Consider the following 12,248-nt stretch of genomic DNA (forward strand, 5'->3'; position numbering starts at 1 on the left):
TTTACAGTTCTTTAACGTTCCTTATCATACAGAAAACAAAGAAAGATGTCAAGCAAATATCCTTGTCATCTTGAAAAGATTCTTGTTTCTATCTTTAAGACCAAGGAAGCAGATAGATCAGCACCGCAAAGAAATGCATCACGCTCCCGCCCAGCACGAACAAATGCCAGATCGCATGGTGATACGGAAAGCCCCTCCACACGTAAAAAAATGGTACCAAGCGTGTACAGGATCCCGCCGGCAGCCAGCAGCCAGATGCCTCCCGAAGCCACGGCAGCCGTCAGAGGCCCCCAGGCAAGCACGACCATCCACCCCATAATAATATAGAAAATCGTGGACATAAACAGAAATCGCTTCGTAAAAAATGCCTTGAAAACGCAGCCGAGCAGTGCAATCCCCCATACGGTAGCGAACAGCGACCACCCCAGCGGTCCCCGGATCGCAACCAGCATAAACGGCGTATACGAGCCCGCAATGAACAAGTAAATCGAGGAATGGTCAAAAATTTCGAACAGATCCTTGACCCTACCCTCCTTAAAGCTGTGTACCAAGGTGGAGTTGATGTACAAAATCAGCATCGTCGTCCCGTAGATCGAAAAGCTGGCGATATGCCATGCCGTCCCCTTCATGGTTGAAAATACGATCAGCAGCACCAATGCGGCAACGCTGAGCAGTGCCCCAATGCCGTGGGTAATGGCGTTCGCCACTTCTTCCTTCCGGGTGTAAGTGTGTGTATTAGCCATAAACAACCCTTTCATCAATCCTTTTATTTTCACCATTATAACCTCCAAGCCGCCCGCATTTCCACTTTCCCTGGGCTTATCCCATGGCGGGGCTCATGATGGACTGACATGCTATTCGTGTCGGCCGGGCTCTTTCCCCATTTCGCCTGTAATTGGTCCTTTCATCCAATTCTATAAAGCTATCAAAGCATATATTGTAAGCGGCTGGTTGAAAGGAGGTATGTAAACTATGGCAATCATTATTTATCCGAAAACGATGAACTGGAAGTACATGAAGCAGCGGCCGCAGCAGCTCATGACTCAGCTTGGGGCTAGGGGCCACCTCGTATTCTTTGAAAACCTGGCGCCGCTGGACCATGAATTCATAGAAGTGGAGCCGAACGTGTTTTTGTTCACCGACCATCACGCCTTTATGAAGAAGCTGAAGAAGCTTCGCGAAGACCATGCGGTCGTGGGCTGGACCACCTGGGCCAAACAGCGCACACGTCTGACTTCCCTCTACCGTCCGGATGCCATCATTTATGATTGCTGTGATGAGTTTCCACACTGGGCCAAGTATGAAGTCAAGATGGTGGATGCTTCCGACCATTTGGTCTGCACAGCCGAATCCATCCGGATGCGCCTGGAGCTGGCCTATCCTGATAAACCGGTAACGCTGATCCCGAACGGAGCTGATGCTTCCTTCTTCGATCCCGCCCCGTCCCAGCGCCCTCATGACCTGCCGCAGGGGAAAGTCGCCGCCTATATCGGCGCCTGGGCCTACTGGCTCGATCACGATCTGTTCGCGAAGATGGCGTCGCACTATCCGGACGTGCATTTCGTGTCCATCGGTGCCGCCTACGGCGATATCCCCGACTATGCGAGGCTTCCGAATGTTCATGTGCTTGGCGAGAAGCCTCACACCGAGCTCAAAAAATATCTTCAGCATATCAACGTCGCGTTAATCCCTTTTCAGTATCACCCCATTACCCTGGCAACCAATCCTGTAAAAGCTTATGAATATATGGCATCAGGTGTGCCTGTACTGTCGACGGCGCTTCCGGAATGCATCCGCATGGAACCCCATGTTACGACGGCGACCACACACGACGATTTTATCGCCAAGCTGGGCCGGATGCTGGAAGAGCCCGACTCCCGTGAACAGCGGCTGGCTCGGATCGAATATGCGCGGAGCAACCGCTGGGAAGACCGGGGCGAAGCCGCGCACCAGGTCATTATGGACACGCTGCGGCGCAAGAGCGGGCCAATGTCTTAATGAAAGGAGGCGTTTATCGTTGAACATTGGAGTATGCGGTTATTACGGCATGGGCAACTTCGGTGACGATCTTTTTCTGAGAACGCTGCAGCAGGTATTCGATAGCCATGTGGTGTACCCGTGGACCAGCCGTCTCGATCCGGCGCAAACCGACCACGTCATTATCGGGGGCGGGGACTTGATCACGCCGTATTCGTATAACCCTTATTATTTTCCGGATGCGCTCAAGAACCACCCTAAATGGCTGTACGGCGTCGGCATCGTGGACAACTACCCGGAATCCAGCTGGCCTGCGGACCAGGTTGCGAAATACAGGAATTATATCAGCACGGCGCAAATGGCCGTATTCCGGGACAGCCGTTCGGCCGATATCGCTCAAAGAGCCGGATTCCATCAGCATGTTCAGCAGGCCCACGATATCGTATTTGCGTACAGGCAGCCTGACTATCCAGTCAAACGATTCTCCAGCCGGCCGACCATCGGCCTGTGCCTGTTTGCTTACCCTTCGTTCCCGTTTGAAAATATGCTGCAGCTGTCGCTCCACCTGATCCGGCAGGGTTACCACCTTGTGTTTATCCCCGTGATCAACCACCCCACTAATATTTACTCGGACCTTACGGTCTGCCAGCAAATGCTCTCCCGGATCAAGGAGGCCCTCCCGGGGGCATCCGCCGAAACGCTGCCTATGCTGATGGAATTAGACCTGACGTACAGCTATATCCAGTCGGTCGATTATTTGATCACCTACAAGCTCCACCCCGCCCTGGTCGCCCTGCGCGCCGGGAAACCGGTATTCGCCCTGAGCCAAATGCGCAAGGTTGAGAGCCTGCTGGATGCGTTCGGGATGAAAAAATACTACTGCGATTACAAGCTGCCTTACGAAGATCTGCAAAACAGGGTCGACGCGTTTCTGGAGGAAAGTCCCAAAGAAATAAAGCTGCAGGAAAAGGCGATCCGCCGCGCGGAGCGTGAAAGCCTGCATCAGCTGCGTCGGCTGAAGGAAGAAATCGAGTCTTACCGATCATAGTCCCTTTCGGGAAAGCAACTGCCAATGAATTAAAGGAGGAGAATGGGAGCCATGACGTTTTTCTGGAATCATAGGCATTGGAAAATCCGGATCCGACAGCTGCATGATCAGATCCTGCATCTAAGCCATGAGCTGCATCATGTGAAGGATGACGTGCGTCAGATTGAAGCAAAGCTGAATGAGCACTTGTGGGAATGGAAGGAGCTTAAGGAGGAAATCAGACGGCTGGCCCGACGGATCGAGGAGTTAGAGTCGCTGGCGGACCGCGTTGCGAGACTGGAAGAAGAAGTCATGACGGGCATCACGGACAATCCCGAGCTGCACGCCTACTTCGCAGGCAAGATCGGCAGCGAGGTCCGGGTGGATACAGCCAGCGCTACCCTACAGGGCGTCGTGCTGACGGTAGCTGAAGACGCGGTCGAACTCCGCGAGAGCGGCGGCGACCTGCTGATCATTCCGTTCAGCCGGATTATTTCGGTTCAGTAACTAATGACAATCAATTCCATTCGAAAGGAGAACGACCATGGATTTCAAAGAATTGGTTCGCGGCTTCACAAACTCGGAAGTCGAAGTCATGACGCCAGGCGACATGATCACCGGCACGCTCATCTCGGTTAACGACGCTTCATTGATGCTGAAGGTTCCGCCGGTTATGTACGGCCCACCGGGGGATGTGGCCATTGTGCCGCTCCGGTCGGTCGAGTTTGTCAGAGTGCTGACGGATTAACGGGTAACAGGTTTGACGGGTTTGACGGGACGCGGCTTTTGAACGGCGACCCGCAGACTCGTCGATTCAAGCGGTGTTCACAGTCAGACTCCAAGAATGTCTGATTGCTCTGTTTGAAGCCAAAGATGCGGTAAGGCTGGAGGCACTTTGCTCGGCCCAACGCAAAAAAGAAGGGTGGCTGCATGCCATCCTTCTTTTTGTTTGTTTTTTATGCAAGTATCCCTGCCGTACACGGATCAGTGCAGCGTTTCATCCTGCGCTGCGCCTTCCGCCTCCTGCTCCTGGATCAGTCCGGCGAAAAGGGCATGTACAAACTGCTGGGAATCAAACGGCTGCAAATCCTCCATTTTCTCGCCAAGGCCCACGAGCTTCACCGGAAGGTTGAGCTCCTGGCGGATTGCCACGACGATGCCGCCCTTCGCCGTACCGTCAAGCTTCGTCAGGACAAGGCCGGTGACCCCGCTCTTCTCCCCGAACAGCTTGGCCTGGCTGAGGGCGTTCTGTCCCGTTGTTGCGTCAAGCACCATCAGCACCTCATGCGGAGCACCCGGAATTTCCCGCTGAATGACGCGGAAAATTTTGTTCAGCTCCTCCATCAGGTTCGTTTTGTTCTGCAGGCGTCCCGCCGTGTCGCAGATCAGCACATCCGCCTCGCGCTGTTTGGCAGCCTGAACCGCGTCAAACATGACCGCAGCCGGATCGGAGCCGGCATGCTGCTTGATGACCTCTACGCCTGCGCGTTCGCCCCACACTTCGAGCTGCTCGATCGCCCCGGCACGGAAGGTATCGCCGGCGGCAAGAAGCACCTTCTTGCCTTCCTGCTTAAACCGGTGGGCGAGCTTACCGATCGTCGTCGTCTTGCCGACGCCGTTGACCCCGACAAACAGGATGACGGTAATGCCGTCTTCGTTCATGCGGAGCGCGTTGTCGTCATCGCCGCGCAGCAGCTCCATCAATTTCTGCGAAAGGATCGGCTGCAGCTCCACCGCGTCTTCGATCCGCTGCTTCTTCACTTCGGCACGCAGATCGTCGATCAGCTCCATGACCGTGTTCACGCCAACGTCCGCGCCGATCAGAATTTCCTCGAGCTCCTCATAGAACTCCTCGTCGATCTTTTTGCGGCGCGTCATCAGGTCGGTGACCCGTTCAACGAATCCTTTGCGCGTTTTTTCCAATCCGTCCCGGAACTGCTTCGTTACGGATTCGGTCTTGCTTGAAATGCTCTCTCTCAGCTTTCTGAAAAAGCTCATAGGTCTCCTCCATCTCTAAGGTTGAATATGCTTAAGCAATTTCCGCTTCGTCGTCTTCCAGCCGCACGGACACCAGCTTCGATACGCCGCCCTCTTCCATCGTAACCCCGTACAGGACGTCGGCTTCTTCCATCGTTCCCTTGCGGTGGGTCACGACGATAAACTGGGTCTGCTCGGAAAACTCACGGAGATACTGCGCGAACCGCGTCACGTTCGCTTCGTCGAGCGCGGCTTCGACCTCGTCCAGCACGCAGAACGGCACCGGCTTGACCTGCAAAATCGCAAACAGCAGCGCCATCGCCGTCAGCGCCCTTTCCCCGCCGGAGAGCAGCTGCAGGTTCTGCAGCTTTTTGCCCGGGGGCTGGGCCACGATATCGATGCCGGTCTCGAGCAGATGCTCCGGATCCAGCAGCACCAGATCCGCCCGGCCGCCGCCAAACAGCTTCACGAAGACGGTTCCGAACTCGCGGCGGATGGCGTCAAAGGTATGCTTGAACCGCTTCGACATTTCGTCGTCCATCTCGCGGATGACCTCATAGAGCGTCGTCTTCGCTTCCACCAGATCCTGCTTCTGTTCATTCAGGAATTCGTACCGCTCGTTGACCCGCTGGTATTCCTCGATCGCGCCGAGGTTGACGTCGCCCAGTGCGGTGATGCCCCGCTTGAGCTCGCGCACCTCGGTCTGGACCGCAGGCACGTCCTCCGGAATCGGATAGCGCTGCTTGGCCAGCTCGTAGCTCAGCTCGTAATCGTCGCTGAGCTTCTTCAGAATGTTCTCCAGCTCAACGTCAAGCCGGTTCACGCCGATTTCGGTCTGGCGCAGCTGATCCTCCACGGCCTTGAGGCGCGTCCGCTGCTCTTTCGTCTCGCTCTCTTCCAGCTCCAGCTTCTTCGACAGCTGCGTCCGGGCCGCCCGCTTGAAGTCCAGCTGCTCGGATGCCTGCTCCTTCTTGAGCCGGTACCGGTTCAAATCTTCGATCTGCTGAATGGATTCCTTCGCGTTCGTCTCCAGATCCGCCTCGATCGAAGCGAGCAGCGTCTTCGTCTGGCGCAGCTCTTTATCATGCGAATTGAATTCGCTTTGCATTCGTTTTAACTGCTCTTCCAAGGAGAAGCATTCCTGATCCAGCTTGCCTTCCCTGACTTTAAGCTGGGTAAGCTGGCTCTGCAGCTCCTCCTTCGCCGATTCGCTCGCCTTGCGAGCAAATTCGGCAGCTTGAATGGCTTGATGCGTCGCTTTTTCTTCTTCCTCCAGCTCGGCCAGCTTCTTGACAGCATTCGCTCGGGCTTCCTCAAGCTCCTTGTTCTCCTCGTTAAAGCCGGTCTTCTCCTGATCGGCCACTTCCACCTGCTCCAGCACATGCCGCAGCTCATGCTCCAGCTGCTTCAGGTCGCTGGACAAGCGCTGCTCCTCGATCCGCTTCTCGTCGCCGGACTGGCGCAGCTCGTCCAGCTTGGCCTGCGTTTCGGTCAGCTGAACCTTGACCTCCTGAATGCTCTGGCGCAGCTTGCGCAGCTGAACCTCCGTATCGTTGATCTCCTGATCGAGCTGGTCCAGCTGGCGCTTGCGGCCGAGCAGGCTGCTGTTCTTCTTATGCTGGCTGCCGCCTGTCATCGAACCGCCGGCATTGACGACGTCACCTTCCAGCGTGACGACCCGGTAGCGGTATTGGCATCTGGCGGCAATCCGGTTCGCCACTTCCAGGCTTTCCGCGATGATAACGTTGCCGAGCAGGCTGCCGACGACCGGCGCATACCGACCGTCGAACTGCACCAGGTCGGCCCCGATGCCGACGAAGCCTTCAACGCCTTCCACCATCGAACGGTCACCCCCCGAAATGTTGCGGGGCCGGATGACGTCGAGCGGCAGGAAGGTCGCGCGGCCGAGCTGCCGCTGCTTCAGGAAGGAGATCGCCTGGCGCGAGACTGCTTCATTATCCATGACGATATGCTGAAGGGATGCGCCAAGCGCGGTTTCCATCGCGAGCTCCAGCTTCTCAGGCACGCGGATCAGCTCGGCCACAGCCCCGTGCACGCCGGACAGGATGGAGCGCCGGGACGCTTTCAGCACTTCCTTAACGCCCAGCATAAAGCCGTCAAAATCATCGGCCATCTCTTTCATCGTATCCCGGCGTGATACCTGAGCTTCGCGCTTCTGCTCCCATTTGCGGAGCGTGCCCTGGCTCTCGTCCAGAAGCCGCTGCAGCGATTGATACCGCTCGCTCTCGCTTATGTACCCGCCGCGCAGCTCGCGGATTTCCCCGCCCAGCTTCCCGATGGCCGAATCCAGCTGCTGCTTACGCTTCAGCAGCTCCTCCTTCTGGGTTTCCCACTTGCCGGTTTCCTCCGCGGCACGGTTCATCCGGCGGGAGAGCGCCTCCTGCTGCTGATCCGCATAGCGGATCTCGTTGCGGGTCTGCGCCATCTGGTTCATCAGCTCCAGCAGCGTACCCTTTAACGTTTCTTCCTGCTGCTGGCTGATGCCTCCAGTCACGCCGGCCAGCTTCGATTCTTCGGCCGACAGCTGATCCCGAAGCGCCTTCAGCTCGTCCCGCGAAGCTTCCAGCTTGGACTTCAGCAGGTCGATTTCCGCTTTGCGGTCTTCGAATCTCTCGTCCCCTGCCGTCAGCGACCCGGCCAGCTGCTCCCGGTTCGCTTCCAGGTTCCGCTTGCGTTCGCGGAGCACCTCCGCATAGCCTTCGCTTTTCTCATAAGCTTCGCTGTACTGAAGCAGATCACCCTGCAGCGTCTCCACTTCTTCCTCCAGCTTGCGGAGCTGGGCGCGGTCGCTCTCGAGCTTGGCGTCATGCGCCGACACGACGGTGGACAGCTGAAGCTGTTCTTCCTGCAGCACGGCGAGCTTGGCATTCGCTTCGCTCCAGGCGGCGTGAATCTGCTCGATCTGGTACACGTAGAGCGAAATTTCTTTATGCTTCAGCTGCTCCCGCAGCTGTTTATAGTGGATCGCCTTCTCGGACTGCTCCTTCAGCGGGCCGATCTGATCTTCCAGCTCAACGACCAGGTCGTGGATCCGAACCAGATTCTGCTCGGTCTCATCCAGCTTGCGGACGGCGTCCTTTTTGCGGGATTTATATTTAACGATACCCGATGCCTCTTCAAAAATACCTCTGCGGTCTTCGGACCGGGTGCTCAAAATCTCCTCGATCCGGCCCTGACCGATAATGGAATATGCCTCTTTGCCGATGCCTGTATCCATGAACAGCTCCGTGATGTCCTTCAGGCGGCAGGACTGCTTGTTGATAAAATATTCGCTGTCTCCGCTGCGGTGCACACGGCGCGTCACAGTCACCTCGTTGAAATCGAGGGACAGGGCATGATCCTCATTATCCAGGGTCAGCGACACCTCGCCGAAATTGACGGCTTTGCGCGCATCGCTTCCCGCAAAGATAATATCCTCCATCTTGCCCCCGCGCAGCGACTTGGCGCTCTGTTCCCCGAGCACCCAGCGGATGCCGTCGGAAATGTTGCTCTTGCCACTGCCGTTGGGACCGACGACAGCCGTAATTCCGCGGACAAATTCCATTTCCGTTTTGTCGGCAAACGATTTGAAACCGGCTAATTCGATCCGTTTTAAAAACATATTCCCTCAATCACCTCTAAACCTAATAATACCACAACATTGCAGCTTGCGAGGACAAGCATATTCCCAATGAATAAAGAGCAAAAAGCAGTCTGAAGGCTCTTCCTGCCATCCATCCGAAAGGCGACTGCTCTTTGCTCTTTGTTTGTCCATGCTTTACAGGGAGCCGTTACCGGCCAGCTTCAGCTGCTTCAGCGCTTCGGCCGCAGCCTGCTGCTCCGCCTCTTTCTTCGAGCGGCCCGATCCTCTTCCCACACGCTCATTCCCCATATACACCTCGGAGACAAACTCGCGTTCATGCGCCGGACCGCGTTCTTCCACAATCCGGTACTCCAGAACGCCCATGTTATGGTGCTGCGTCAGCTCCTGCAGCTCTGTCTTGAAGTCGCTCATGTGCACTTTGCCGCCCTCTTCCAGCAGCGGGAACACGTAGCGGTCCAGAAACGCCCGCGCCGCTTCCAGGCCTTGGTCAAGGTACAGCGCTCCTACAAACGATTCAAACACATCCGCAAGCAGGGCCGGGCGGGTTCTTCCGCCGGTCAGCTCTTCACCTTTTCCCAGCAGAACGTACTGCCCGAACTCCAGCTGCTCGGCAAATTTCACCAGCGACGGTTCGCAGACGATCGCCGCACGCAGCTTGGTCAGCTCTCCTTCGGGCCGGTTCGGAAACAGATTGTACAAATACTCGGAAACCGTCAGCTCCAGCACGGCGTCGCCCAGAAATTCCAGGCGCTCGTTATCCTGCTGCTGGCTGAAACGGTGCTCATTGACGTAGGAAGCGTGGGTAAAAGCCTGCTTCAACAGCAGCCGATTGTGAAATTGGATTTGAAGTTTCTGTTGTAACTGCTTCAGATCTCCACTCAACAAATCGTCCCCTTACTGCTCGAATTTCTTCAGGACTACAGTGGCGTTGTGACCGCCGAATCCAAAAGAGTTAGACATGACAACGTCCAAATCAGCCTTTCGTGCAACGTTCGGAACATAATCCAGATCGCATTCCGGATCCGGGTTGTCCAAGTTAATGGTTGGCGCCAGCATCTGGTTCTGCAGCGACAGGCCGCAAATGACCGCTTCAACGCCGCCAGCGGCTCCCAGCAGGTGGCCCGTCATCGATTTCGTCGAGCTGACCGCAACCTTGTATGCATGGTCTCCCAGCGCTTTCTTGATCGCGATCGTCTCGGAACGGTCTCCAACCGGCGTCGACGTGCCATGCGCGTTGATGTAGTCCACGTCCTCCGGCTGAATGCCCGCATCGCGCATCGCCATAGACATGCAGCGCGCCGGTCCGTCCGGATCGGGCTCGGTCATGTGGTGAGCGTCGCCGCTCAGCCCATAGCCGATCACTTCGGCGATAATGTTGGCCCCGCGTTTTTGCGCGTGCTCCAGCGATTCCAGAACGAGAATCCCTGCACCTTCACCCATGACGAATCCGTCACGGCCGGTGTCAAACGGACGGCTCGCTTTCTCCGGTTCGTCATTGCGGGTGGACATGGCGCGCATAGCGCAAAAGCCGGCCATTCCCGTCGGCCGGATGGTCGCTTCAGCTCCGCCGCAGATCATCACGTCGGCATCGCCGCGCTGGATCAGCTTGTACGAGTCGCCGATAGCGTGCGATCCGGTCGCACATGCCGTCACAGGCGTCGTGTTCGGGCCTTTGGCGCCCAGCATGATCGACAATTGACCGGAGGCCATGTTCGCAATCATCATCGGGATGAAGAACGGGCTGACCCGCTTCGGTCCCTTCTCCAGCAAAACGTTATGCTGGTCTTCCCAGGTTCCGAGGCCGCCAATGCCGGAACCGATGGATACGCCCACCCGGTTCGGATCGGAGTCCTTCTGAATATCCAGCCCGCTGTGCTCAAGGGCCGCTTTGCCGGCGACAACGGCAAACTGGACGAATCGGTCCATCTTGCGCGCATCCTTCCGGTCCATATACGCCTCGGGATTAAAGTCTTTCACCGAAGCGGCAATCTGTGTAGGGTAGTCGCTGACATCAAAGGGTGACGTAACAACACCCATCCCGGTAACAACCACTCTGTGCATCAATAAGTTCACCTCTATATAAACAGCATCTGCAAAATCAATTATCCTATTTGTAAAGCCGATTCACTTGGAAAATGAGGAGAAGTCCCGCCTGTAAGAGCAGTACGGGACTTATCAAATGACTTAGGTATGAGATTGTATGTAGTTTACAACTTCACCTACGGTCGTAATTTTCTCTGCATCTTCATCAGAGATTTCCAGATCGAATTCATCTTCCAATTCCATCACCAGTTCAACAACGTCGAGAGAATCAGCACCAAGATCATCTTTAAAAGATGCTTCCAGTGTAACCTCGGCTTCGTCAGCACCCAAGCGATCGACGACAATGCGTTTTACACGCTCCAATACATCGGACATCCGGTTCACCTCCTCTTTGGTATTATACGAGAAAAGTTTTCAAAATGCCATAGAGGCAATGAAAACGGTTATCTCGCTGTTTTTCCTAGATTTCCGGTATTACATGTACATACCGCCATCCACATGAAGCGTCTGCCCTGTCATGTAGGATGCCCCTTCCGTCGCTAGGAAAACCACGACTTTGGCAATTTCTTCAGGCTGTCCGAGGCGGGCGAGCGGAATGTCTTCCAGCATCTTCGCCCGGAGATCCTCAGGCAGCTCTCGTGTCATATCGGTATCAATAAAACCTGGTGCGACACAGTTAACGGTGATGCCACGCGAGGCGAGCTCACGCGCAGACGATTTGGTTAGGCCAATTACCCCCGCTTTGGCGGCGACGTAATTGGCCTGCCCGGCGTTGCCCAGAACGCCGACGACCGATGAAATGTTGATGATCCGGCCGTAGCGCTGCTTCATCATCGGACGGCTGACCGCCTTCAGGCAGTTGAACACGCCCTTCAGATTCGTTTCGATCACCTGATCGAATTCTTCCTCTTTCATGCGCATCAGCAAGTTATCCCGGGTAATCCCCGCATTGTTGACCAAAATATCGATTTTGCCCCACGCTGCAATGACCTCTTTAACGAGATCCTCGGCCTGTTCGCTTTTACCGACATTGCCTTGAACGGTGATCGCCTCCACGCCAAGCGCACGGATCTGCTCCGCAACCTCCTTGGCGGCCGCTTCGCTGCCCGAATAGTTGACGGCTACGTTAGCCCCGGCTTCGGCCAGCGCAAGCGCGATGCTGCGGCCGATCCCGCGGGAGCCGCCGGTAACGAGTGCTGTCTGTCCCTGTAAAGGCTTAGACATACCCATTCCTCCTTTCCTAGAGTATACCCAAAGTTTATTGCGTAATCATTGTTCAAGACTGGCCTTGAGCGTCTCCAGGCTGTCCAGGCTGCTTAAGTTAATCAGCTTGACGGATTTATCCGTCTTTTTGATCAAGCCGGTCAGCACGTTTCCGGGACCGATCTCGACAAACGTATCCACCCCTTGGGAGATGAGATAGGTCACCGTATCCTCCCACAGCACGGGAGAGTATACCTGCTCGACCAGCAATCCGCGGATTTCCTCCGCAGACGCGGCCGGACGGGCCGTCACGTTCGCAATCACGGGAATGGCCGGTTCATCGAAGTGAAGAGGCTGCAGCTTCCCGCCCAGCTTCTCGGCAGCCGATTTCATCAGCGAGGAATGGAAAGGTCCGCT

The 12,248-nt window shown here is 56.0% G+C and carries 11 protein-coding genes and 1 pseudogene; 4 read left to right on the top strand and 8 right to left on the bottom strand.

Annotated elements, in window-relative coordinates:
* Positions 1-94: 94 nt before the first annotated feature.
* A pseudogene (trhA, locus tag CPT76_RS16740) lies at positions 95-743 on the bottom strand (PAQR family membrane homeostasis protein TrhA).
* A 229-nt stretch (positions 744-972) separates the two neighbouring features.
* On the opposite strand from trhA, the gene CPT76_RS16745 reads away from it, so the two are divergent.
* Genes CPT76_RS16745 through CPT76_RS16760 form a run of 4 tightly spaced genes read left to right on the top strand, consistent with a single transcriptional unit; the run spans position 973 to position 3,752 of the window.
* Positions 973-1,998 (top strand): glycosyltransferase, encoded by a 1,026-nt coding sequence (locus CPT76_RS16745; RefSeq protein WP_105443646.1) that lies wholly within the window; start codon positions 973-975, stop codon positions 1,996-1,998.
* Positions 1,999-2,017: 19 nt separating this feature from the next.
* Entirely contained in the window at positions 2,018-3,025 is a 1,008-nt protein-coding gene (locus CPT76_RS16750; RefSeq protein WP_105443647.1) for a polysaccharide pyruvyl transferase family protein, read from the top strand.
* Positions 3,026-3,076: 51 nt separating this feature from the next.
* Entirely contained in the window at positions 3,077-3,511 is a 435-nt protein-coding gene (locus tag CPT76_RS16755) for a hypothetical protein (protein ID WP_105443648.1), read from the top strand.
* 37 nt (positions 3,512-3,548) lie between these two features.
* Positions 3,549-3,752 carry a hypothetical protein gene (locus tag CPT76_RS16760; protein ID WP_105443649.1) on the top strand — a complete coding sequence of 68 codons (204 nt, stop codon included), beginning with the start codon at positions 3,549-3,551 and terminating at the stop codon, positions 3,750-3,752.
* Positions 3,753-3,988: 236 nt separating this feature from the next.
* Here the strand turns inward: CPT76_RS16760 and ftsY are convergent, their stop codons facing one another.
* The 7 genes from ftsY to CPT76_RS16795 all read right to left on the bottom strand — a co-directional run.
* Positions 3,989-5,002 (bottom strand): signal recognition particle-docking protein FtsY, encoded by a 1,014-nt coding sequence (gene ftsY, locus CPT76_RS16765; RefSeq protein WP_105443650.1) that lies wholly within the window; start codon positions 5,000-5,002, stop codon positions 3,989-3,991.
* A 31-nt stretch (positions 5,003-5,033) separates the two neighbouring features.
* Positions 5,034-8,603 carry a chromosome segregation protein SMC gene (gene smc, locus CPT76_RS16770; RefSeq protein WP_105443651.1) on the bottom strand — a complete coding sequence of 1,190 codons (3,570 nt, stop codon included), beginning with the start codon at positions 8,601-8,603 and terminating at the stop codon, positions 5,034-5,036.
* 156 nt (positions 8,604-8,759) lie between these two features.
* Entirely contained in the window at positions 8,760-9,467 is a 708-nt protein-coding gene (gene rnc, locus CPT76_RS16775) for a ribonuclease III (protein ID WP_076168242.1), read from the bottom strand.
* A gap of 12 nt (positions 9,468-9,479) precedes the next feature.
* Positions 9,480-10,649 carry a beta-ketoacyl-ACP synthase II gene (gene fabF, locus CPT76_RS16780; RefSeq protein WP_374954655.1) on the bottom strand — a complete coding sequence of 390 codons (1,170 nt, stop codon included), beginning with the start codon at positions 10,647-10,649 and terminating at the stop codon, positions 9,480-9,482.
* A gap of 120 nt (positions 10,650-10,769) precedes the next feature.
* Positions 10,770-11,003 carry an acyl carrier protein gene (acpP, locus tag CPT76_RS16785; RefSeq protein WP_019638123.1) on the bottom strand — a complete coding sequence of 78 codons (234 nt, stop codon included), beginning with the start codon at positions 11,001-11,003 and terminating at the stop codon, positions 10,770-10,772.
* 99 nt (positions 11,004-11,102) lie between these two features.
* Positions 11,103-11,852 (bottom strand): 3-oxoacyl-[acyl-carrier-protein] reductase, encoded by a 750-nt coding sequence (fabG, locus tag CPT76_RS16790; RefSeq protein WP_105443653.1) that lies wholly within the window; start codon positions 11,850-11,852, stop codon positions 11,103-11,105.
* 45 nt (positions 11,853-11,897) lie between these two features.
* On the bottom strand, positions 11,898-12,248 hold a 351-nt coding region (locus CPT76_RS16795; RefSeq protein WP_146116334.1), incomplete at its 5' end, for an ACP S-malonyltransferase.

The sequence above is a fragment of the Paenibacillus sp. AR247 genome, assembly GCF_002968895.1.
In the GTDB taxonomy this organism is placed as follows: domain Bacteria; phylum Bacillota; class Bacilli; order Paenibacillales; family Paenibacillaceae; genus Paenibacillus_AQ; species Paenibacillus_AQ favisporus.

Bases quoted from the DNA above. Each gene is read 5' to 3' on its own strand.
- CPT76_RS16745 (WP_105443646.1), top strand. From the start codon at position 973: ATGGCAATCATTATTTATCCGAAAACGATGAACTGGAAGTACATGAAG.
- CPT76_RS16755 (WP_105443648.1), top strand. From the start codon at position 3,077: ATGACGTTTTTCTGGAATCATAGGCATTGGAAAATCCGGATCCGACAG.
- CPT76_RS16760 (WP_105443649.1), top strand. From the start codon at position 3,549: ATGGATTTCAAAGAATTGGTTCGCGGCTTCACAAACTCGGAAGTCGAA.
- ftsY (WP_105443650.1), bottom strand. From the start codon at position 5,002: ATGAGCTTTTTCAGAAAGCTGAGAGAGAGCATTTCAAGCAAGACCGAA.
- smc (WP_105443651.1), bottom strand. From the start codon at position 8,603: ATGTTTTTAAAACGGATCGAATTAGCCGGTTTCAAATCGTTTGCCGAC.
- acpP (WP_019638123.1), bottom strand. From the start codon at position 11,003: ATGTCCGATGTATTGGAGCGTGTAAAACGCATTGTCGTCGATCGCTTG.
- fabG (WP_105443653.1), bottom strand. From the start codon at position 11,852: ATGTCTAAGCCTTTACAGGGACAGACAGCACTCGTTACCGGCGGCTCC.